This is a genomic window from Streptomyces sp. NBC_01454, assembly GCF_036227565.1.
Classification (GTDB): Bacteria; Actinomycetota; Actinomycetes; order Streptomycetales; family Streptomycetaceae; genus Streptomyces.
The window spans coordinates 574,573-594,775 of sequence record NZ_CP109461.1 but is presented as its reverse complement, the minus strand read 5'-3'; the positions used below and the strand labels follow the sequence as shown (position 1 = coordinate 594,775).

Annotated in this window: 24 protein-coding genes and 2 pseudogenes; 3 read left to right on the top strand and 23 right to left on the bottom strand. The window is 67.5% G+C overall.

Features of this window, described 5'->3' with window-relative positions; translation table 11 throughout:
- Positions 1 to 179: 179 nt before the first annotated feature.
- The 22 genes and pseudogenes from OIU81_RS39565 to OIU81_RS39460 form a co-directional block, all read right to left on the bottom strand.
- Positions 180 to 464 carry a hypothetical protein gene (locus OIU81_RS39565; protein WP_329142929.1) on the bottom strand — a complete coding sequence of 95 codons (285 nt, stop codon included), beginning with the start codon at positions 462 to 464 and terminating at the stop codon, positions 180 to 182.
- A gap of 724 nt (positions 465 to 1,188) precedes the next feature.
- Positions 1,189 to 2,192, bottom strand: a pseudogene (locus OIU81_RS39560) (IS5 family transposase).
- Positions 2,189 to 2,374: a hypothetical protein gene (locus OIU81_RS39555; RefSeq protein ID WP_329142931.1), complete on the bottom strand. Its 186-nt coding sequence runs from the start codon at positions 2,372 to 2,374 to the stop codon at positions 2,189 to 2,191. The pseudogene OIU81_RS39560 and the gene OIU81_RS39555 overlap by 4 nt, the downstream one beginning before the upstream one ends.
- Positions 2,375 to 2,637: 263 nt before the next feature.
- Complete coding sequence (locus tag OIU81_RS39550; protein ID WP_329142932.1) at positions 2,638 to 3,135, bottom strand: single-stranded DNA-binding protein; 498 nt, start codon at positions 3,133 to 3,135, stop codon at positions 2,638 to 2,640.
- Between the two features lie 473 nt (positions 3,136 to 3,608).
- Positions 3,609 to 3,926 (bottom strand): hypothetical protein, encoded by a 318-nt coding sequence (locus OIU81_RS39545; RefSeq protein ID WP_329142934.1) that lies wholly within the window; start codon positions 3,924 to 3,926, stop codon positions 3,609 to 3,611.
- A 545-nt stretch (positions 3,927 to 4,471) separates the two neighbouring features.
- Positions 4,472 to 4,813 carry a hypothetical protein gene (locus OIU81_RS39540; protein ID WP_329142936.1) on the bottom strand — a complete coding sequence of 114 codons (342 nt, stop codon included), beginning with the start codon at positions 4,811 to 4,813 and terminating at the stop codon, positions 4,472 to 4,474.
- Positions 4,814 to 5,019: 206 nt separating this feature from the next.
- Positions 5,020 to 6,425 (bottom strand): annotated as a pseudogene (locus OIU81_RS39535) (IS1380 family transposase).
- 424 nt (positions 6,426 to 6,849) lie between these two features.
- Positions 6,850 to 7,512, bottom strand: a complete 663-nt coding sequence (locus OIU81_RS39530; protein ID WP_329142938.1) for a DUF6283 family protein — start codon at positions 7,510 to 7,512, stop codon at positions 6,850 to 6,852.
- 52 nt (positions 7,513 to 7,564) lie between these two features.
- On the bottom strand, positions 7,565 to 7,801 hold the full coding sequence (locus tag OIU81_RS39525; protein ID WP_329142940.1) for a hypothetical protein: 237 nt from the start codon (positions 7,799 to 7,801) through the stop codon (positions 7,565 to 7,567).
- A 2-nt stretch (positions 7,802 to 7,803) separates the two neighbouring features.
- Positions 7,804 to 8,370, bottom strand: a complete 567-nt coding sequence (locus OIU81_RS39520) for a hypothetical protein (RefSeq protein ID WP_329142942.1) — start codon at positions 8,368 to 8,370, stop codon at positions 7,804 to 7,806.
- Positions 8,367 to 8,558, bottom strand: a complete 192-nt coding sequence (locus OIU81_RS39515) for a hypothetical protein (RefSeq protein ID WP_329142943.1) — start codon at positions 8,556 to 8,558, stop codon at positions 8,367 to 8,369. The genes OIU81_RS39520 and OIU81_RS39515 overlap by 4 nt, the downstream gene beginning before the upstream one ends.
- Positions 8,555 to 9,040, bottom strand: coding sequence for a DUF6354 family protein (locus OIU81_RS39510; RefSeq protein WP_329142946.1), 486 nt, complete (start codon positions 9,038 to 9,040; stop codon positions 8,555 to 8,557). Before OIU81_RS39510 ends, OIU81_RS39515 begins: the two co-directional genes overlap by 4 nt.
- Positions 9,041 to 9,226: 186 nt before the next feature.
- Positions 9,227 to 9,679, bottom strand: a complete 453-nt coding sequence (locus tag OIU81_RS39505; protein WP_329142948.1) for a hypothetical protein — start codon at positions 9,677 to 9,679, stop codon at positions 9,227 to 9,229.
- Between the two features lie 46 nt (positions 9,680 to 9,725).
- Positions 9,726 to 9,953, bottom strand: coding sequence for a hypothetical protein (locus tag OIU81_RS39500; RefSeq protein ID WP_329142950.1), 228 nt, complete (start codon positions 9,951 to 9,953; stop codon positions 9,726 to 9,728).
- 26 nt (positions 9,954 to 9,979) lie between these two features.
- The gene (locus OIU81_RS39495) at positions 9,980 to 10,537 is read right to left on the bottom strand and encodes a hypothetical protein (protein ID WP_329142952.1); all 558 of its coding nucleotides are present in this window, start codon (positions 10,535 to 10,537) and stop codon (positions 9,980 to 9,982) included.
- 2 nt (positions 10,538 to 10,539) lie between these two features.
- Positions 10,540 to 10,848 (bottom strand): hypothetical protein, encoded by a 309-nt coding sequence (locus OIU81_RS39490; protein WP_329142954.1) that lies wholly within the window; start codon positions 10,846 to 10,848, stop codon positions 10,540 to 10,542.
- A 203-nt stretch (positions 10,849 to 11,051) separates the two neighbouring features.
- Positions 11,052 to 11,267, bottom strand: a complete 216-nt coding sequence (locus OIU81_RS39485) for a hypothetical protein (RefSeq protein ID WP_329142956.1) — start codon at positions 11,265 to 11,267, stop codon at positions 11,052 to 11,054.
- A complete protein-coding gene (locus OIU81_RS39480) occupies positions 11,255 to 11,605 on the bottom strand; it encodes a hypothetical protein (RefSeq protein ID WP_329142959.1) in 351 nt (116 codons plus the stop codon). The genes OIU81_RS39485 and OIU81_RS39480 overlap by 13 nt, the downstream gene beginning before the upstream one ends.
- Positions 11,606 to 11,965: 360 nt before the next feature.
- The gene (locus OIU81_RS39475; protein ID WP_329142961.1) at positions 11,966 to 12,727 is read right to left on the bottom strand and encodes a hypothetical protein; all 762 of its coding nucleotides are present in this window, start codon (positions 12,725 to 12,727) and stop codon (positions 11,966 to 11,968) included.
- A 101-nt stretch (positions 12,728 to 12,828) separates the two neighbouring features.
- The gene (locus OIU81_RS39470; protein ID WP_329142963.1) at positions 12,829 to 13,380 is read right to left on the bottom strand and encodes a hypothetical protein; all 552 of its coding nucleotides are present in this window, start codon (positions 13,378 to 13,380) and stop codon (positions 12,829 to 12,831) included.
- A 125-nt stretch (positions 13,381 to 13,505) separates the two neighbouring features.
- Positions 13,506 to 13,955, bottom strand: a complete 450-nt coding sequence (locus tag OIU81_RS39465) for a homing endonuclease associated repeat-containing protein (protein WP_329142965.1) — start codon at positions 13,953 to 13,955, stop codon at positions 13,506 to 13,508.
- 34 nt (positions 13,956 to 13,989) lie between these two features.
- Positions 13,990 to 14,268 carry a hypothetical protein gene (locus tag OIU81_RS39460; protein WP_329142966.1) on the bottom strand — a complete coding sequence of 93 codons (279 nt, stop codon included), beginning with the start codon at positions 14,266 to 14,268 and terminating at the stop codon, positions 13,990 to 13,992.
- A gap of 442 nt (positions 14,269 to 14,710) precedes the next feature.
- On the opposite strand from OIU81_RS39460, the gene OIU81_RS39455 reads away from it, so the two are divergent.
- The 3 genes from OIU81_RS39455 (at position 14,711) to OIU81_RS39445 (ending at position 17,287) form a co-directional block, all read left to right on the top strand.
- Entirely contained in the window at positions 14,711 to 15,412 is a 702-nt protein-coding gene (locus tag OIU81_RS39455) for a hypothetical protein (RefSeq protein WP_329142968.1), read from the top strand.
- A gap of 301 nt (positions 15,413 to 15,713) precedes the next feature.
- Positions 15,714 to 16,121 carry a hypothetical protein gene (locus OIU81_RS39450; RefSeq protein WP_329142971.1) on the top strand — a complete coding sequence of 136 codons (408 nt, stop codon included), beginning with the start codon at positions 15,714 to 15,716 and terminating at the stop codon, positions 16,119 to 16,121.
- Entirely contained in the window at positions 16,118 to 17,287 is a 1,170-nt protein-coding gene (locus OIU81_RS39445) for a hypothetical protein (RefSeq protein ID WP_329331933.1), read from the top strand. The genes OIU81_RS39450 and OIU81_RS39445 overlap by 4 nt, the downstream gene beginning before the upstream one ends.
- Positions 17,288 to 17,521: 234 nt before the next feature.
- On the opposite strand, the gene OIU81_RS39440 is transcribed toward OIU81_RS39445, so the two are convergent.
- Entirely contained in the window at positions 17,522 to 20,176 is a 2,655-nt protein-coding gene (locus OIU81_RS39440; RefSeq protein ID WP_329154842.1) for a TOTE conflict system archaeo-eukaryotic primase domain-containing protein, read from the bottom strand.
- Between the last annotated feature and the right edge of the window lie 27 nt (positions 20,177 to 20,203).

Genomic DNA, 20,203 nt, shown 5'->3' with positions numbered 1-20,203 from the left:
GCCGGGCGAGGCAGGTACGCGCAGGCCCACCCGGCCTGGGAGAGCGGCGGGGTGAGCCTGCGTAAGGGGGGAGCTGCAAGGGGGCACGGATGCGGCGCCGGAACGAAGTCGCGGCGAACCGCGGGGCGTGCCCCGGAAGGTGGCTGCCGGGACGCTTCGTCTTCTTGCGGGGGCTGCGGTTACAGGTGGGGGTTGCGGGAAGCCTCGTCGGCCCAGTCGGCGGCCTCGCGGTCCTCGATTCCCGCCGCGAACGTTCCCCATCCGCCCATCGCGTTCGCGGCGCTGAGGTAGCCGTGTGCCCACATCGCGACGGCGGTTGTGTCTTCGGGGAAGGCGACTGGTTCGGGTGCGCTGTACCCGGTGAGGTAGAACCTGTGGTGTTCGGCCTCGCTGGGGAACCAAGCGAGGTCGGCGATGACGAACTCAGCCTCGGGGTAGCGTGCGACGACATCCGCGGTGGTCATTCCGCGGTCCCGGTCGTGCTGCGTCCGAATCGTGCCACACGATGAGGAGGTCCGGGTCGTCGGAGCCCTGGCTACGCCAGACTTCCTCGACCCTGGCGGCCGGAGGGGCGCCGCACTGGGCAGAGGGAACAGTGAGGGTCGGGGCACGGGGAACTGGAGAGGTCATGACACTCCTGGTGAGTTGACGGGGTCCTGGGCTGGCCGTCTGGGATGGTGGGTGCACCTGGCCATCGGCGGTGCAGTACACGCAACAGGCCCCGCCATGAGTGCAGTTGACGTTGCACGGCGGGTCTGGTCTTGAGGTAGGCCAGCGCCGGCCCCGTACGGATGCGGGGCCGGCGCTGCTTGCTTGCTCGGGTGTTCCTAGTCGGTGTCGGGGAGGTCGGCGGGGCGAATCACGGGCGTTTCGGTAATGCTCCAACCGGTGCCCGTGCCCTGGTAGCTCCCGGGAATCGAGTCGTCCATCAGCTCCCCGTCCTCGTCCCAGCGCAGGACGGCGGGGTCGTCGGGGTGCTCGTCCTGGCGGTACCGCTCCTCGGCGTACGCGCGGGCGGTTGCTTCGTCTTCGCACGGGATCGCGCCGGGGTCCTCGCCCCGGGTGACGAGCCAGGTGGTCGGCGGCGGCTCCGAAGCGGGCTCGTGCGGGTACTTGGCCTGGTTGACCTCGCGGACGAGCGCGGTGATCTCGTCCTGCAGGCGGCCTAGGCCGCGTATTTGGTCGTGATCAAGGAGTGGTCTGGGTGAGGTCCTTGATCCAGATCATTGAGGCTCGAAGGTGGAGGCCGGCGAGGTAGCTCTCGGGCGTTTTGTCGAAGCGTGTGGCGATGCCTCGCCAGGCCTTCAGCTTGTTGATCAGGCGCTCGACGGTGTTCCGCTCCTTGTAGAGATCAGTGTCGTGACTGACGGGCCGGCCGCCCCTGCGGCCCTTCCTCTTGCGGTTGGCGGCCTGGTCCCTCTTCTCCGGGATGACTGCCCTGATGCGGCGTTTACGCAGATGGGAACGGTTGCCGCGGGATGAATAGGCCTTGTCCCCGGCGACTGCACCGGGCCTGATGCGGGGGCGACCGACGGGCCCACGGACCCGTACCTTCTCGAGCACGGGGATGAACTGCGGGCTGTCCGCAGCCTGCCCCGCGGTCAGGATGAACGCCAGCGGGCGGCACCCGCGGTCGGCGGCGAGGTGGATCTTGCTGGTCTGCCCGCCCCTGGAGCGTCCGAGCAGAGCGGCTTTCAGGCGGAGTTTGTGTCGGCGTCGGATTCGGCGCCGCTCTGCCTGCCCCGGGTCGTATTCGGCTTCCCGCCCGTCTTGTCCTTCCGGGCCGCCCCCTTTTGCCGGGCCTTCTCCTCCTCGACGGCCGCCTTCTCCAGGGCGGTGATGACGTCCGGGCCGAGGTGCATCCCGGCAGCGTCATGGTGGGCCCGCACGGTGGTGGAGTCCACGCTGACCAGGGACAAGTCCACCCCGCCCCGTTTGGCGGCTTCCGTGATCAGACCCTCCAGCAGGGCTTCGAAGACACCTGCATCACGCCACTGGCGGAAGCGGTTGTGGACGGTCGGCCAGGCGCCGAACTCCTGCGGCATCTCCCGCCACTGCCCGCCCGTCCGGAACCGCCAGATCACACCCTCGAACTGCTGCCGCAGCCGTTCCGGGTACGGCCCGTACTCGCCGATCGGCAGGTACGGGCCGATGAACTCCCATTCCCTATCCGTCAGTTGCATCCGCGTCATACAAGACGATCTACCGGATCAGGCCCAGCCACGAGGACCAATCCCACAAATTGATCACAACCCAATACGCCCCCTAGTAGTCCGGCAGCGCCCATGAGCCGGTTGGCCTCGTACGCGGCGGAGGTCAGCGCTTCTTCGGAGCGGTGCGGGTCCTCAATCGCGGCCCGGGTCGCGTCGTCCATGTCAGCTCGCCTTTCGGGTGCGGCGGGTGGGCTTCTTCACGGAGGTCACTGTCGGTCCGGGGCCCCAGGGATGTCGACTCCGTGGGGTCGGGCGACTGCGTGGGTGCCGGACCAGGGCGGGCGGGGTCACGCGGTGCGCGGCCGGGGTGCTGCGCTTGGCGCGGCCCGGCTGGTGCCGGTCCCTCACAGCACACGAGAGGGGTTCGTGCGGGGTGATGCGCGGCTGAACCGACGTTGGTCGAGAACGGCCCCGGCCGGAGCGACTAGCGCGGCCCGGGACCAAAGGGCAGCTGCTCGTCCTGTACGGCGCTGGCGTGCGCGATGACCGGAGCGGCAGCAACGACGGGCGCAGCCTGCTCCTGCTTGATGGCCTGGTTCTGCGCCTCGACGGCCTGCACGCGCTCGTTCAAGCGCGCCTGGGTCACCGAGCGCGGCTCGAGGAAGGTGATGTCCTCGGAGATCACCTTGAGGTCGAAGACCCGCTCGCCGTTCTTGGAGTAGCGGTCCATCCGGAGCGTGTAGCCGACGGCGACGAGGTCACCCTTGTGGATGTTCGAGTACGGACCCAGACCCTGGGTCTGTGCGCGGACGAAGGCCTCGACCGGCACGGCGTCCGAGTCGCGCTGGTTCTGTGCGTTGGTGTAGGCGCGGTCGGTGAAGACCGTAAAGAGGACCTTCTTGGAACCGTCCTTGTTCTCGAAGACCTTGGGGTCGTTCGCGAGGCGGCCGATGAGCTGTCCGTTGTTGCGGGGGTTCGACATGAGTTCTTCTCCTCGAATGCAGCACAGCGCCCGGATCGATGTCGTCGTCCGCGCGCAGGTGGGTGGGTTGAGCTGAGATGTTCAGTTGTCTGTCATGCCACCATCCGGATCAGCTTCGCTGATCAGATGATGTTTTCTTTCAATGCTTCTTCCGAATCAGCTGTGCTGATCGAATGCTTTGTCATTCCGAGGCCCGAATCGGCTTCGCCGATCAGACTCGTGTTTCTCGCTGGTTTACCGGCCACTTCCCCGACCAGACCCCCGACGTGATGTCCGGATGTCCCACAGGTCGGCTTCTGCCTGGCCTGCTCTGGCGGTGTCGCCGACCTTGCAGGCAAGCCGGTAGGAGTGTTCGAGATCCGCGATCTTGGCCCGGTGGAGCGTTGCGGTGGTGAACCAGAACACCAGGACCATTGCGAAGATGATGAGGGCCCCTACGAGGAACGGCCCGAGGAACTCAGAGGCGGGAGTCCTTACAGCGTCACCTGAACTTCGTAGGCCGTCGAGCGGTAAGGCCCAACGGTGAGTGCGTGCATGGGCTTCACCAGACCCGCCTGAGCCAGGCGAGCCGTCAAGCCCGAGTGTTCAGACCAGTCCTTGATGAAGACGTTCCCGGGCTCGGGCGTGAGACCGTAACCCTGCAGGCTGATCGAGATGGGCTCGGCGGGGCCCTCTGCGTTTTCGAGTTCCAGCACACGGTTCCCGTCGTCGTGCACGAGCGCTCCGGTCAGCTCGATGCAGCCGAAGTCGACGGTGACGTCGTGCTTCACGGCGGTCGTGGACTCAGCCATGATGGCCTCTCTCTTCTCGTGATGTGGATTAGGGACGCCCACGGGAGCGATCAGCTGATGCCTCCGCTTTCGCATGTTCCGTGGGCCTGAAGCACGAGTGATAAGGCGGGGGCGGCAGACTGGTGGCGGTTCGCGGTCACGGCTGGTCTCCCTGGAGTACGGCGCGCAGCCGGGGGGCCAGGTCGGTGTCCTGACCCTCCAGCAGCGCCAGGGCCCGCTCGATGCGCTGCTCGGTCGTCAGGCGCCAGCGTCGCTCGGACTCAGCACGGTCGTGCAGCTCCTGGATCGCGGTGTTGAGCTGACCGGTTGGTGCGGGTGCGAATGACCGGGAACATGACGTGCTCCTGGTTCAGAAGGTGATCTGTCCGATGGGGTGAGCGACTGCGGCGGCGCCGGCGTTGAGCTCATAGCGGCAGGAAGACAACCGACCTCATGGCTCCGGCACAGCGGTGGGATTCGAACCCACGAAGCGATCGCGCCCGTGGGCGAGGGGGAATGCCGATGCCTCTGCAGATCTACTTCCGGATCGACCGCGTCGATCCAGATCAGTCACCGACCGGAACCTGTTCGCGATACAGCTCGCTGATCCGGGCAACGGCTTCAGCTGGAGGCTCATAGACCGGCGGCAGCTCGCTGACTGCGATGTCGAGGTCTCGGGCATCCGGCAACGGTTGAGGTCGGACCATCGCTGCTCCGTCGGCAGTGCTCAGGTAGAGCTCGATCGCGCGCTCGATACGCCTGTTGCGGGTCAGCACTCTGCTGATGCCGTTGACCTCGTCGAGGTCCAGGTTGAAGGTCACCGCCCGGTTGAGTGCCCGGCGCATGCGGTGCTCGATGGTGCAGTGCGCGTTCAGATCGACGGTGGTGTCCTTGTATCCGAGCAGCACCGCGTCGAAGACGCCCTCGATGCTGTCCGGGAGCTGCCAGCCGGGGAGATGCCCTAACCTCGCCTGTCGGTTGGGGCGATGAGGTGTCGTTGAGGGGTAACTGTCGGGTGGCCGACGCGATTTCGGTGTTCGGACATGGCGGAGACCCGGCGCGGTGGTCGGGTTCTCCAGGGTCCTTCGGTCGTGGTCGGTCAGGGGTTTGCCGGTCAGCCGGCGGGACGGGGCAGTGCTGCAAGGCGATGGAAGGCCGTGGCCAGTTCGTTTCTCCAGGGCCAGGTCGCCGATATCCGCAAGCGCAGGCGTCGGCCGTCGCGGGTGAGGCGGGCGGCAACGTGCAGCAGCCGGTAGCGGAGCTTCTTCGGCTCGGCAGTGGCCAGCTCCCCGTCCAGCAGCAGGACGCGCGTCCAGGCCAGCAGATCGATCGCCGCGAGGCTGAGTTCGAGCCAGACGGCGTTGACGTTGAAGTCGCGGGAGGGGAAGCGGCCGAAGCCGGTGGTCTTGCCGCACCGGACGTGGTCTTCGACGGTGGCATGCCCGCGGTGGCGGACCTCCAGGAACTGGACGGATCCGCCCCCGGAGTACGGGGTGTCGGTGAGGAACACCTGATGCCGCAGCCCTCGTCCTGGTCGAACAGAGACAGCTGGGCGCCGGGGTGCGGCCGCTCGCGGCGCACGATGATGCGGGTGCCGGCCGGGTAGCCGTGCAGATCGACCATGCCAGTCAGTTCGGCGACCTCGGCGCCATCACGCAGCGTTCCGTCCTGGTCCAGGGCGGGATGCCACAGGCGGTCGGGCATGGCCCGGACAGCTCGGCGGACCGGCTCGGTGATTGCGTATCCGACCGAGAAGAAGGTACGAATTCCTCGTTTCCGCAGGTCGCGGACGTGGGCGAGGAAGGCTTTCGCGGATCCGGCACTGTCGGCGCGGATGAGGATGTCGGTGCCGTGCCGGTGAGCGTCGGGGATCTGCGCGAGCGCCTGGTCGAGCACCGCAATGTGATCGGCGGCAGTGTTGGCTCCGGAGTTTCCGGGCCGCAGCCGCCCCGACACGGCTTCGCCGGTGTTCGCGAGGAAACACAGCAGCGGGTGGAAGCCGAAGCCGCCCTTGTAGGTGGGTGCGGCCTGCTCTTTCTCGGAGTGGCAGGTGACCAGCGTGGCGTCGAGGTCCAGAACCAGGCCGGGAAGTTCTCGTCCGCCGGCCCGAGCAGCAGGTATGCCCTCGCCGGTCTCGGCGGACTGCATCCAGGCGACTTCCCGGGCTGAACCGCGGGCCGCTCACAGCGAAGCGAGTGCAGCCTCGTCGGTGTCGGCGAGCAACCGCCAAGCCGTGGGCGTGGAGGCGACCGGGCCGAACACCCCTGCCTGGTCCCGCAGCACGGCCAGATCCGCGATCGCCTCACCACCCTCGGCGAGCATCACCGCCAGGTCGGTGGCGACCCGGCCCGGATCATGCCCGCTCCCGCGCGGCCGAAGCGGCCTGAGAGCGGCGGAGTACGCGGCGGTCAGCCCGGTGGCATCAGCGAGATCTGCCAGCAACCGTGTCCCGGCATGCCCGACCACCCCCGAACCATCGGCACTGACATGGACCTTGGGACGCAACCCGATAGCCTGCACGTAGAAAGTGCCCTCCGCCTGGACCGACAGAACCCCTCAGCAAGGTTCATCGTCCCAGGTCAGGAAGGCACTTTCGCGTTTCCACCCCAAAGCCAGCCGTACCCAAGTGAAACGGCGAGGCTAGGCACTGTTTCTCGGATCATGTTCGGGGTCAGATCATGAGGGTCGCGACCGTGACGGTTCCGAGATAGACGTATCCGCGCTGACGTCACCTGCCCGCACCAGGACGGATCCCCGCAGTCGGACGAAGTGGCCGAGCCGGCCCCGGCACAGCCCCTCTCCGCCGGGCCGGCGCTGGCCAGCAACCTGCGGGGTGCTTCGGCCAACCGCACCTGGAGCAGCGGCTCCTGCCGGTGGCTCGGCGGAGCGGCGTGTCGCCGGGCGTTCCCCTTGCGGGGGGGGCGAGGTCGGTCGACGTCAAGGGCTATGGCTCTTCCTTGGCCGGTGCCGCGCAGCTGGCAGGCCGCCCGTGCATGGTCGGATGGGCCGGGTCGACGCCGTTGGCGATGGCCATCTCGGCGTAGGAGTCGTACAGCTCGACACCGTAGGGGAGTTCGGGATGGGCGAGACGGCCGCTGGCCAGGAGGTCCTGAATCTGCTCGTTGCCGTCGGCGCCACGCAGCAGCCATCCCGCGCACATCTGGGGGCGGGCCGGGGTGGAGGAGTGACAGCCGAACCTGCGGGTGGAGCCGGGCTGGCTGGTGGGGGCGCTGAGCTCGAACGCTGCGGCGGGGAACTGGCCGCGCGGCGCGTCGCGCCGCCAGGGGCACGGCTCCGCCCCGCCGCACGGCCGCCGCGGCGCGGTGGGCACGTCTTCGTACACGCTGATCACCTCCCACACGTCGTCGGCGGGCCGTCGGGCCAGCACGGCCGTGGGGCGCGGGGCCGGGAGGGGCAGGGCCTCGGACACCGGGGGCGTCCGATCGGCGGGGAGCAGGCTCTGGCCGGCCTTCAGGCTGGCGTTGAGCTCGGCCAGTAGTTCCTCGGCGGTCAGGCCCCGCTCGGCCGCGAGTTCGGCCAGCCGGGTGCGGACTCGCAGGTCGTGTTCGGTGTCGTCGCTGTAGGGGAGGTTCGCGGCCGCGCTCATTAGAGGACGTCCTTCGCCTCGTCGGTGGGGCGCACGGCTCCTCGCGTTTCGCTCATGCCGTCTGCCGCCTGCCGGTCAGGCAGACGGCACACCATCGCTGCCCGGGCTCCTTCAGGTCTTCCGGTACGTCGCGGATGCCGCCTGGCACGCTGATGCCTGGATCCCCGCACGCGACGGTGTGGTGGTCGCAGTTGCCGTCGCACGAGTCGGGGTCGGTCGGCGTGTGCCAGACGATCTCCACGGGCCCGAGGGCTCCGGCCGGGTGTACGCGTTCGGCTGTGGCAAGCATCGTCACGTCTCCTCATGGATCTGCAGGGCATCGTGGGGCTTCGGTATCAGGGCGCCGGGGGGCAGGCCTTCGCGCAGCACCTCGTTGAGCTGGGCTCGGAAAGGGTGGGTGCCGTAGGTGAGGACGGCGTCGTCCCCCCGGACCCTGCGGTGGGCGGTACGGAAAGGTTCGGTCAGCGGCAGGCCGCAGTAGAGGGCGGCGTAGCCGTCCACCAGCGCGGGGTCGGCGACCTGGCCGTCCGTCGTCAGGCACCAGGCGTGCTCGACGGCGCCGTAGGGCGTGTGGTCGGCGGCGGAGGGGACGAGGACGTAGCCCTCGCAGTAGGTCCAGCCCTCGCGGTCGGCCCAGGCGTGGGCCGCCGCGAAGCACTCCCCCGGATACTGAGGGCCGCCGGGCCAGGGTGTCGGGGCGTACAGCCGCCCGTGCGCGAGCACGAGAGCCGCGAACGTGGGGTACGCCCAGTCGCGGCAGTGGTCGAGTGCCAGCGGGAGGTAGAAGTCGATGCCGGCGCGCAGCTGGTTCACCGGGTCGTCGACCGCGGCTCTCTCGGCCGGTTGGCCGGTGCTCATGCCCGCTCCCCCGGGCTGCCGGGGTGGCGCGCGACGAGGTAGACGCCCTCGTGGCACTCGGCGCTGTCGGCAACGGTCCACTCGGCCCGTTCACGGGAGATGCAGCCCAGGTTCTCGATGTCGGGGGCCTGGGTGGAGGCGATGCCGTACTCGATCGGCACGTCGGGGGCGGGCGTTGTGGTCGTCATCGGTCCGCCCCAGTCTGTGGGGTGGCGTCGAGATCGAGGGCGTCGTAGGCGGCGCGGGTGTAGTCGCGAGGGGTGGCCGCGGTACTGTGCACGGCTGCCATGGCGGTGAGCAGCAGGGTGTAGCGCGGATCGGCGGTGACCCCGGCGGGTTCGGTCAGCAGCTCGAACTTGCGGGGGTTGGCCAGGTTGCGGACGTGGATGCGGGCGGAGTTGCCGGCGGTGCCGCCCAGGTCGTGCTCGACGAGGCAGACCGCGCGGTCGCCGAGCTCGATCCCGGTGACACGCAGCTGGCGGTCCCGGCCGGCCATGTACGGGTCGAGGTCGCGGTAGAGCTGGTCGCGCTCTACTCTGCGGCCGGTGCTCGCTGGGATCTCCCCCGCCATCTGCTCCCCCGCTCCCCGGGCCGTCCGGGCAATGTCGGTGCGGACGCCGGACGGCGCCCGTTCATTGTCGTGTGCCCGGCGGTTTCGGATTCCGGGCAAGGAGAGCGTATCCAGGGTATCGGCCAGTACGGTTACCAGCTTGCGAAGCGCTCAACTGTCCAGCCCTGCGGGCGCCGTTGATCATGTGGCCGGCCCGTGGAGCGGCTGCGGTATTCCTGCCGCCTGAGGGGTTCGGTCGTCTGCCGACGATCCGCAGCATCTTCGCCAAGTGCTCCTGCACGTCGCTCACCGGTGCCCCTCCTGCTCGGTGATCGCGGCCAGCGTCAGCTCGGCCCACCGCTTCTTGACGTTCCCTACTCCGAGCTTGGAATTCGGGTAGCCCTCGCGCGGGTTCGGCACGTTCTCGCGGATCGTCATGCCGCCGATACGCGAGCCGTCGCTGAGGCTGAACCGGCGGCCGTCGAACTTGGCGTACTCGCACGCCTCGGTCGACTCGCAGTTGCAGACGCTCGTGATGCTGTCGGCGAAGATGTTGTTGCCCTTGAGGCTCTCTCCGAAGTACGTCACGGCCAGGGAGCGACGGACCTCGCCGAACACGTCCAGTGACATGTTGTGCTCGTCGGCGTACTTCTCCAGCAGGACCACGTCCGTCTTGCGCTCCGCGGTCTCGTCCTGTTCCAGGCTGCCGCGCGGGTCCCGGTAGTACCAGACCACTTCAACCGTTCGAGCCAGGCTCACTTCTCCGCTTCCTTCCAGTAGATACGGAACTTCGGCTCCGGCATGCTCAGTCCTTCCGGCCGGACGGCTCCGGCTTGTTGTAGCGGTAGACGAAATAGGCGGCCATCTTGCGGCTCGCGAATCCGGGGATTCCGCCGCCGTTGCAAAGGGTGGGGAGGTACTCGGCGACCCAGTTCGAGCCGCTGATGTGCTCCCACACGAAGCCGTAGGAGATCAGCGGATCGGCCCGGTGCTGGATCTCGTAGCCGCTGACAGACCTGATCGTGCGGCGCACGAACCTGAAGGGAAGCTGCGGCTCGGTCATATGCTCGGGTACTGCCGCATCGAGAACTGGACGGTGGAGAGGTTGCCCCACTTGTCGATGATCGCGGCCAACAGGTCGTCGAATTGGATGCCCTCCGCCACGTCGAGGGTGCCCCGGTCGAATCCGTTGGCCTCGTACAACGCGACGGTCGTAGCGCCCCGGTGCCAGATCGCGAAGTCGGGGCTGCTGTACTTGTTCACCCGCTGCGGGCCAGCGAAGTGGCAGGAGATTTGCCGGTAGTTCTCGCGGTACTCCCGGTCGACGAACATGGGAATCCAGCAGTCGTGCTTGCGGAATTCGGCGAGGCGTGCCACGCGCTTGCAGTCGACGCACCTGAACAAATACGCCCCGCTGCGCAGGTTCTTGTACGAGCGGCCAGTGTTCGAGAGCCGGTGGCCGGACTCGTGCACGTAGCGGACACGGACCGGGATGTCAGCCTCCACGTCCACCTTGACGAGCTGGCGGTACAGGGCGAGCAGCCTGATCAGTCCATCGCGGCCGAAGAGATGCTCGGCGTAGGTGACGTAATGATTCTCGGGCCTCTTGTAGTGCAAGCTCATAATTCCTTCCTGAAATCGAGCATCGCTTGCGACGTGGCCGCCGTTGCTGCTGCATCCTGGATTACTGTGCGCGTTCCATCGCTGTGCACGGCAAATGTCTGCCGGAATTCACGGCTGAGATATTCCCGAACCTTGACGCGGAACGGGCCGCCCTTGCGGCTGTTCATGTGACGGACCGCCCACGCTGCGACCGGGTCCAACTCACCAGAACTTCGGCGGGGCTTGAGCTGCACGTACCGGGTCGCGGTATCGGTCCACGCGCCCTGGCCCTCGTACTGCTGGAGCATGAAGAAATACTGCTCCACGTCAGTTGTCCGGCACGACCCTGCCGTCCGGGTACACCGTGTGCGGTCGGCCGGCGAACTCGCTCACCCAGAACGGCAGCAGCCACGCAGTGGAAGTAGCGGTTTTCGAGGCGGGCACGGGTCAGGGTCATGGTGGTTCTCTCTTTCAAGGGCGGCCCCAGGCGCGGGAGTTGAGGGCGGTAAGACGAATGGAGTGCTGGTCTTCAGAGACCGTGCTTCTCGTGGTCGTAGGGCTCGTTCGGCCCGTGGACCGCGATGCGCACGATGGGTGTGGACCCGTCGGTCTCCGGGCGCTGCGCGGCCGGTGCCGGCGTCCGGGTCTGGGTGCTGATCTCACGGGCGATCCAGAGGATGCAGGCGAAGATGGCCAGCACGATGAAGAGGAGCGCCAGGCTCTGTAATGGCGTCAGGGGATACATGGGGAAGGTCCTCGGTGAGTGGAGCATGAAGCCGCCGACTCGCAAAGCTCGGCGAGGGTGTGGCCGCAGGAGAGGTAGGTGACCTCGTACAGCGGGCCCTGACCCCAGCCCGGGTCCCAGTCCTCGGGCGGCAGGGCTGGTTCGACGGTGCATTTGACGATGTCGCGGGGCACGCCCGGCTCGCTGGTCTCGTCGTAGGAGCAGAAGGGGCACCACTCCAGCTCGGGCGGCTGCGCGGCGACACCGAGCAGTTCAGGTGCGGTGACTGTACGGACCATCTCGGCCGACGCGGCGTCGGTCAGGAGGAGGTCAGCGATCGGTGCGGCGATGAAAGTCATGGGGTCCTCGGCTCGGTCGTAGTGGGATTTGCGCAGGGCTGGACAGCGCACAGCGCGAAAAGAGGGGTCTTCAAAGTTGAGCGGTGCGGAGGTGTCCGCGGGCTCGGCGGGCGGTGACACAGCGTGTCCGTAGTCGCTGGTTCTTGGCGTTGCGGAAGGTCCGCACCAAGGGGCCGGACATTTTCCTGCCCGGCTGGCACTACAACGTTCTGGTCGGCATCGGCTGGGGCGGCGGCGCCTCCTGGGTGTAGCCGCTGGAGGCGCGGCGGATGCGCCCCACCGAGCAGGCTGGTCGCCCTGCCATGGCTCGGATGCCCGACCGGATCGGGAGAGAGGCTGCGAGCTCCTAGAAGTGGCGATTCAGTCCTTTGTGCGGGCGACGCTAACGATCAGCGCCATGTCGTCGGCGTCTCGCCATTCGCCGATCACTCGCCACCCGGCATCGCTCAGAAGCAGCTCAGCCTCGCGCCTGCCGTCCTCGGGGTCTCCGCCTTTGGCGGCGATCGTGGTGCGCTCGCTGAACGTAGCAGGCATGTCATAGTCGGGCGACCATGCCCGCTCGTCCCCCGGGTGCTCGCCGGTCAGCTTGTCCTGCCATACCGAAACATCCATGTGTGGCTGAGAGAGGTGACCGGTGCCGTAGGTCATCCAGGCACTGAAGTGTGGGTGGCTCGACCATTCGGCCTCACGCTCGTTCTCCAGGTCCCAACGCTTGAACAGCTCGCCGAGCTGAGCGTAGATATCGCGGGCCTGCGCCTCGCTCAGGGTGAGTGTGCCGCCCCGGAGCCTTCCGTCTTCGGTGGGGGCAATCGGTGCGTAGTACTCAATGCCTGCGCGGTACCGGGTGATGCCGCCGATGATCAGTTCATGGCGACCGTGCAACGACTGCTCCACCGGCAGCAGATGGTTGAGGTCGGCCTTGTAGTAGGGCGGAAGCTTGCGGACGTCGATGATGTCGCGTTCGGACACAAGGTTCCCCTTTGAGGTCTTCTCGGTCCAGCACACCTGAGCCGTACTCGGTTCAGGCTCCGGCACGCCATCCGGATTGTCGTGGTACGGAGGCTCGTCGTGCAGGGAGCCAAGCTGCTGCCTGCCCCACTCTTCGAGAACTTCCTCGGACATGTTCCTCCCCTTTCCAATCGCCCCCGGAAATCGAGGGATTGAGTTCCCTAGCCGGACTCGCACCGAACTAGGAGACCTTGATGTCTCTCCAGGACTGTTGGTTAGCGCGGTGCTTCGAACCGCAGCGTCAGCGTGGACGCTCGACCGCCGGTGTACGCATGGTCAGCCTTGTACTTGGTGATGGCGGTACCCTCGATGGTGAAATCGTCACCTTCCAGTGGCCATGTGTACCGGCTCGGCGCTCCCTTGGTCGGATTCACCCTCACTTCGGATGCACTGACTTCGGCAACGCTCAGTTGCCCCCGGAACTCGTTGGCCTCGTGACTGGTCCAGTGCACGGTCCAGCCCGATTGGACAAGCGCGATCAGTTCCCGGAGGCTTTCCATGTTTCCGGGGAAGATAACGTTTGCACCAGAGACTCTGGCGGATGTCTCCTTGACTCCCGACTCAGCAAACAGCGGGCGATAGGCCACACGACGATCCGGAAATTCCACCCCAGGCGGAATCTGATCGGCGTTCGGCCCCGGTTCGGCATCCCCGAACGGAACCAGAATCGGGGGAGCCGAGACACGCTCCACCTCGTAATGGCCAGCGTGCTTGTGACCGTCGCTGTAGCGGACCCTGGCGAGCCCATACACGGTTTCACCCTTCACATGGACTCGTACGCGAAGACCCGTGAGAGGCCGCTTTCCGGTTGGCATAACAGTTCCCTTTTCCAGATCCTTGTGGTTCAGCGCCCCATTCGGGGACCGAACGGTGTCGCAGATGTCGATGGATCTCAGCCGCAAGCCAGCCCTGTGGCCCGCGACCAACTGCCCATCCGGAAGCGGATGGTGGTGGCCGGCGGGACATCACCCTTCAGGTCAGCCGGATCCGTGCGCCAGGCCTCGTAGGCCGCTAGCGTCGTGAATCCCGTCTCCCGCAGGCACTGCCGGATCGCGGCAATGAGCTGCTCCTGGGTCCACTTCGTCGTCGCAGTCTGGAGCTGCTGGGGTTGTTCGGTCACGGCGAGACCCGCGAGCTCCACCGCGCGGTTCCAGCTGCCGAAGCGGCGCTCGTAGAGCGGAGCTGATGGGTCGGTGCCCCTGCGGCGCTGCTCGAAGGTGCGACGTCCCAGGGTGTTCTCTCCCTGCGCCAGGCGGATGAGCACATGCAGGAGCTGCTGGTCGGCGTAGACGACCGGCCCGGACTTCATGGGCGCAGGGACCTGCACAGCAGACAAAGTCATGGTCGGTCCTCTCGTTCTGAAAGCCGGATGCGCGTCAGAGCGTCTGCACCTGCACGAGCTGCCGGTCGCGGGCGACGGACGCGAGCATCTCGTTGAAGGTTCTGGGGAACTCGCCGTAGCAGGTCGAATCGTCGATCTCGACGGCGAGGTCCGGCCGTTCCTTGAGCCAGGCGGCGGCCTGCTTGTCGACATAGGCCGGTCTCTCGCCGTCGAAGGCGATCGGGTGCCAGGTCTTCTGGTCATCGCTCACGTGCAGCGTGAGCGTCACCAGGTCGGCGTCGACGGTGGCCGGGGCAGGAGCAAGAGCAGTCATGGCGAGCGATCCTTCGTGGGATGAGATGAGAAGCCGACGAGCACCTCCCGGCAGGGGGGCACCCGCAGCCGAGACGCACATGACGTGCCACAGAGTCCTCCGGATCAACTCCGTTGATCCCCCAGCGCCAAACAGACCCGCAGGCGCCTTACGCGCCCGAGCCCCGCTTGGCGCGCCCTCTCCACCCCCTATCTCGCGGCATTCTGACTCATTGCAGGCTGTCATTCAATAGGCGTTTAGATAGGATGCCCTCGAAGGCCAGTCGATCCGATCTGACTGGATGGCTACAGGAGGGGCGGGGCGAGAGGCGATGAAGACCTGGAGGACGAGAAAGGCTGGGATCTCTGCTGTGACGCTGGCTGTGGCCGCGGGCGTTGGGCTCGTTGGATGTTCCGGCGGCGGCACACCCCAGGCACAGCCGTCATCCACCCCGAGTCCGACTGTGAGCACCGCCAAGGTCACCGACAAGGCCCTCGACGAGGCGCTGGACAAGCTCGCCTTCCAGGGCACCGGGAGTTCCAGCAAGGACGGAGGAGCCTGCTTGGCCGCCGCCGTGCGGAAGGCCGGCATGTCGGAACAAGCGCTGGCCTACCTGGTCAAGACCGGCGGTGACGACACCGGTTCAGCCATCGACGGACTGAACAAGGTGAGCAAGGACGACGCTGCACTCCTGGCCTCGCGGTCGCTGCGTGGGGACTTCGACGCATGCATCGACAAGGCTGTACTTTCGAACAGCGGCAGCCCCAAGGCTCAGAGCTACATGCCGCCGAAGGCAGCCGCGAAGCCTGCGGCTGGCAAGCTGAACCTGAAGCCGGCCTACCCGGTCCGCGCAGATCAGCCGGTCAACTCGTCCATCGAGCTCACCAAGGGCCTGGTCTCGATGTTCTCCTCCTACGCCCGGGACGAGAGCCAGAAGAAGGCCTACGCGGCGGCCGGCCAGTGCCTGTCGACTCTGGTCTACGACGCGGGCTTCAGTCAGGAGGCGCTGCACTTCTTCGCCAGCGGCGCACCCCTCGGCACCGGGTCGATCATCGAACACCTGCCGAACGACAAGGACAAGGCGATCTGGCAGTCGCCGAGGTTCACCCAGGGGCTTGCCGACTGCACGACGAACGCGACGCCGAGTCCCGCGCCCGGCTCCTGAGCGGGAGTCCATCAGATAGACGAAGGACCCGGTGCGACATGTCGCACCGGGTCCATTCCCTTCTCGCCGTCACGCGAAGGTGGATGTGGTCCACAGCAGCTGACCCCGCCCGCAGGAAGGGAATCGAGCAGGGCCACCTGCTGCGGCGATGCGCCACCAGGGGGACTGACTGAGACTGACTGAGCGCGGCTGTGTCTCTACTGGCATTTAAGCCGAAGCACAAAGAGCACAGATGACTTATAGAGTCACATTGACAAGATGGCTTCATAGATCAGTTGAACAAGTCAGGAAGTGGTCGCGCATGACCGTCACACAGGAGTTGGAGAAGACGACACAGCCCGTGCCCGGCACGAAGAAGAAGCGGCCGGGCGCGACGCAGAGCAGCAGTAATGGCCGCCAGGGCATGTTCGTCCGGCTGAGCTCGGACGACAAGCAGCGCGCGGAGTACTGGGCTGGCAAGCGCGGGTTCTCCTCGGTGAACGAATACGTGGCCGAGGCGGTGGTCGAGAAGATCCGGCGTGAGAACCTCGACTATGACCTGCCGACCCTGGAGATCGCGCGCCTCAACGAGCTCGTCGACCAGGTCGCGGCACTGGCAAAGAACTCGGCGAACCTCGAACGCGTCGTCACCACGGGCTTCGACTCGCTGATCGGACTCACCCGCGGCGACAACTACCTCTTGGACGACGAGGACGGTGAGCCCGGATGAGCCGGGACTTCGCAGAGATGCTGGAAGCGGCCACGCCCACCGACGAGGTGATGGAGGTGGACACGTCCTTCCTCGACGCCTACCGGCGCGGCGGGAGCGAGGAGCTCAAGCGCGTCCAGGCCCAGGCGGCACAGTCTGAGCCTGAGGTGGCAACGCCTGATCCGGAGGAGCAGCTTGATGAGGCCGGCGACGTCGACTCTCAACCTGGGTTTGAAAGTCTGCAGGCTGATCTCGATGAGGACGCCGAAGAGGATCGCCTGGACCTGGAGCCGGACTACGAGCCTGACGCCGGCGACTCCGAGCGGGCCGGCGGATCCAGTCAGCGTGGTGGTGCCGGCGGCGGACAGAACGCCGCCGAAGGGGTGCTCCCGGGCGGTGCGCCAGCGGGCCCTGCGGCCGATGCTGTTCCGGCTCCCGGGGCACAGCCGGACGTCGAGGACGCCGCTACAGCCGAAGTCGCTGCTCATGACGTCGCCGCCGCACCGGATGAACCCAAGCATGTATCGCCCGGATCGCTGCAGCTCACCGACCATCAGGACGCCGTGCAGAGCGCGGCCTCGAAGGGGGGCTCGGGCAGCACAGCCGAGACCTCCACGCTCCCCCAGTCGGGCTTCCGGCTCGCCGGCGTGCAGAGCCAGCCGCACATCAAGGCACTGCCCGAGAGCATCATGAACGCGCTGCGGGAGCAGCTGCGAGCAGCCGCAGTCCGTGAGCTGGGCGTGAGCGACAGCACTGCTCGGGAGTTCAGCCAGCGGCTGAGCCAGGGCACGCTGGTGACGGCGTTCCTGCTGGCACAGCTCGACCTGCACCTTGATGCCGATCCTGCCACCGAGCGTGCCGTCGAGCTGTTCCGCTCCCGCGACCCGCTGCTGGGCAGCGTGGTGGCACGCCTGGCGAACATCGAGGCCGCTGAACGCGAGCGGGACGGGTTGCTGCGCAAGCTGCGCGACGAGTTGAGCGAGGTGCGCCAGACCAGCGCGGTGGTCGAGCAGGCGCTGGCGTACTCCATCGCCGACCGTACGGAGAACTTCCTGCGGGGCTCGCACAACCTCCACGACGCACCGATCACGCACAAGGAGGCGATCTACCTCCGGGACAAGGCCCGGGAGGCGACCAGGAAGCAGCTGAAGCTTGAACGCGAGCGGGAAGGACGGCCGATTCGATGACCACGACGAGCAAGGAGAAGCTCTCCCCCGCCCGGCAGCGCTGCAAGACGTGCGGCAAGGGTCTGGGCCTCCGCGCCCAGGACCCGGTGTACTTCGGCCTGTACTGCACTCCGCGGTGTGGACCATTCACTAGTCAAGCCCTCTGTCGGAACGGTCGTTGTCGGATTCCAGAACGAGGCGCCGCGAGCCCATCTCGGCACGCTATCGGCTCTGAACTCGTCGAGACGCACCGGATCAGCTGACCGGCTGTGCCTGGGGATGGGCCTCATGCCAGGTGTCCCAGATGTCGCTGCGGAGTCGGCCTCGCGGTAGCACGTCCATGCCCTGGTCCTTGGCCCACCGCCGCACCTCGGCCACCGGCGGTCTCGTCGCGGTTCGTGAGGGCTCTGGTCGGCGGCGTGCGGGGACAACGGGGTGGTAGGCGGGCGGCTGGGGCAGGTTCTCGGGGGTGGTGGCGGTGAAGCCGCGGCGTTCGAGGATGCGGCGCCGCTTGTGGTGCATGCGTTCCAGCCAGGGCACGTCCGCGTCGATGTAGTCGTGCGCCTCGACGTGGGACTTCTTCGACTCGGTGTTGCGCATGATCCGGCCGACCTGCTGGATCACGCGTCCCTTGAAGGAGATCGGGCTGGTGAGGAACAGGGTGTCGAGCTTGGGGGCGTCGAAGCCCTCGCCGGCGAGCTTGTCGATGGCCAGCAGCACCAGCGGGGTAGTCGCCTCGTCGGTCAGGCGGGCGCGGACGCGGGCCCGTTCGGCCGGCGGCATGCCGCCGTGCAGGAGCAGGGGTTCGATGCCGTGTGTGGCGAGGGCGGTGGCGAGTTGGTGGAGGTGTTCGACGCGGTTGGTCAGGGCCAGGCTGCATCGTCCGCGCCGGGCGGCGTCGGCGATGTCGGCAGCGATCTGGGTGTTGCGGTCGGAGTTCGCGGCGAGTTCGGTGTAGATCGCCTGGAAGGAGGCTCCGTCGTTGCCTGGCTCGTCGGTGGTGAACGGGGTGGGGTGGACGATGAGGTGCTTGGTGAAGGTGCTGGTGTCGGCGATCTCGTGCCGGATGGGTCCGCACTGCATGGTGATCAGCGGATCCATCTGATCCGCCCGGTATGGGGTTGCCGACAGGCCGATCCAGCGTGGGGCGCGGGCCTTGCGGATCGCGGCTTCGGCGCCCTGTGCGCCCACGGCGTGGCACTCGTCGACGACCACCAGGCCGTAGCCGTTCAGCAGGCCGTCTGGGGCGTCGCGGTGGCTGAGCGTCTGGAGCATGATCAGGTCGACCACGTGGCCGCGGCGGTCCTTGCCCGCTCCCAGGGAACCGACGCGGCCCTCGTCGAGTTCGAGGAATGTGGCCAGGCGGTCCTGCCACTGGGACAGCAGCTCGGAGCGGTTGACGATGATCGCGGTGGGCGTCTCGTGGTGGGCGATCAGCGCGCAGGCCATGACCGTCTTGCCCGAGCCCGGCGGCGCTACGAGCACCCCGCTGGTGTGGTCCGTGACCGCGTCGACCGCGCGGGCCTGCACGTCGGTCAGCTCGCCGGTGAAGCGGGCGTTGATCGGCTCGACGTCCGGGAGTTCGCTGGTGACCGTGAGCGTGCCGCCGGCGACGGCGATGAGCTGGGCCGCTTCATCGCGCAGGCCGCGCGGCAGCTTGATCCAGTCCGGGTCGGTGGCGTCGAAGGAGCAGACTAGGCGCGGGGTGTCCCAGGTGGAGTACCGCTGGCTCTGGCGGCGGTAGAACTCCGGGTTGTGGAACGACGCCGTGTGCTTGAGCGCGGCGACCAAGGCTGTCGGTAGGCCCTTGGTTGAGATCGCGAGCATCGCCGACAAGCGCGCCTCGACGACCTCGGGGGCTTTGCCCAGAGCGCGCCGCCGGGGCTTGGGCGGCAGGACCGGCGCGGTCGCCGACGGGCCCGCCTTGACCTCGCCGAGCTTGCCGACGAGCGCCTCGACTTGGGTCGGGGAGAGCCGCTCGACCTGGGACAGGCGGGCGAACTGGTCGGGGTACGGCTCCCAGGTCTGCGGGTCGCAGAACACCGTGGTGCCCTTGAGTCGGGAAGCCCCCTGCAGCGGGAGCGCGATCAGGTTGCCGAACCGGGCGTTGCCCTTGGCGTTCGTCGGCAGTAGGTCCTGGGCGGGGAAGAGCCGGTCGTAGCTGGACAGCGTCATCTGTCCGCGGACGTCGATCGCCCGGCGCAGCAGCGCCATCCCCAGCGTGCGGGCGGTGAACGCGGCGACGGGGGCGGTGAAGAAGGTCCATACGTGGGCGCCGGCCCCGGAGCGGGAGACCTCGAGCAGGGCGGGGACACCGGCGTCGTGGCAGGCGGAGGCGTAGGCGGCCGCGTCGCCGCGCCAGTCGCTGCCGTCCTTGCCGTCGAAGTCGACGGCAAGGAGGCGGCAGGTGTCGTCTGCCAGCAGTGGGTACAGCCCCAGGTGGGTCTCCCGGGCGCCGGGCTCGGGGCGGGAGAGGTGGTTGTAGACGGCTCTGTCGGTCAGCGGCCAGAACACCCGCTCGGCATCGTTCTTGTTCTTTGCGAACGGGTTGTCCTCTGCGGGGCTCCAGCCCGTCCGGCCCGTCTTCGCGCTCACCCACCGGGTGGCGTAGACATCCTCGCGGCCGGCGAACAGGGCCCGGAACAGCGCGATCTTTGCCTCCGTGCCGGAGGTCGCGTCCGCGTACGGCAGCCCGTGCCCGCCTTCCGTAATGACCGGTGCGGGAGGCTCGGGGACCGGTGGCAGCGCCCGCGGCGCGTCGGCTGCGGGAACTCCCGGGCGGCTGCGCAGGCGCAGGTTCTCGGCGCGCACCTCGGCGAGCTCCGCGCGTAGTTCGGCGTTCTCCTCGAGCGCCACATCGAGGCGGATGCGCAGTTCGGCCGGGTCGCTGCAGTCGTACCAGTCCTCCACCCCTCCATGATCCGGATTCCCGTCCGT

Bases quoted from the DNA above. Each gene is read 5' to 3' on its own strand.
- OIU81_RS39565 (WP_329142929.1), bottom strand. From the start codon at position 464: ATGACCACCGCGGATGTCGTCGCACGCTACCCCGAGGCTGAGTTCGTC.
- OIU81_RS39555 (WP_329142931.1), bottom strand. From the start codon at position 2,374: ATGGACGACGCGACCCGGGCCGCGATTGAGGACCCGCACCGCTCCGAA.
- OIU81_RS39550 (WP_329142932.1), bottom strand. From the start codon at position 3,135: ATGTCGAACCCCCGCAACAACGGACAGCTCATCGGCCGCCTCGCGAAC.
- OIU81_RS39545 (WP_329142934.1), bottom strand. From the start codon at position 3,926: ATGGCTGAGTCCACGACCGCCGTGAAGCACGACGTCACCGTCGACTTC.
- OIU81_RS39530 (WP_329142938.1), bottom strand. From the start codon at position 7,512: ATGAGCGCGGCCGCGAACCTCCCCTACAGCGACGACACCGAACACGAC.
- OIU81_RS39525 (WP_329142940.1), bottom strand. From the start codon at position 7,801: ATGCTTGCCACAGCCGAACGCGTACACCCGGCCGGAGCCCTCGGGCCC.
- OIU81_RS39520 (WP_329142942.1), bottom strand. From the start codon at position 8,370: ATGAGCACCGGCCAACCGGCCGAGAGAGCCGCGGTCGACGACCCGGTG.
- OIU81_RS39515 (WP_329142943.1), bottom strand. From the start codon at position 8,558: ATGACGACCACAACGCCCGCCCCCGACGTGCCGATCGAGTACGGCATC.
- OIU81_RS39485 (WP_329142956.1), bottom strand. From the start codon at position 11,267: ATGTATCCCCTGACGCCATTACAGAGCCTGGCGCTCCTCTTCATCGTG.
- OIU81_RS39480 (WP_329142959.1), bottom strand. From the start codon at position 11,605: ATGACTTTCATCGCCGCACCGATCGCTGACCTCCTCCTGACCGACGCC.
- OIU81_RS39475 (WP_329142961.1), bottom strand. From the start codon at position 12,727: ATGTCCGAGGAAGTTCTCGAAGAGTGGGGCAGGCAGCAGCTTGGCTCC.
- OIU81_RS39465 (WP_329142965.1), bottom strand. From the start codon at position 13,955: ATGACTTTGTCTGCTGTGCAGGTCCCTGCGCCCATGAAGTCCGGGCCG.
- OIU81_RS39460 (WP_329142966.1), bottom strand. From the start codon at position 14,268: ATGACTGCTCTTGCTCCTGCCCCGGCCACCGTCGACGCCGACCTGGTG.
- OIU81_RS39450 (WP_329142971.1), top strand. From the start codon at position 15,714: ATGACCGTCACACAGGAGTTGGAGAAGACGACACAGCCCGTGCCCGGC.
- OIU81_RS39445 (WP_329331933.1), top strand. From the start codon at position 16,118: ATGAGCCGGGACTTCGCAGAGATGCTGGAAGCGGCCACGCCCACCGAC.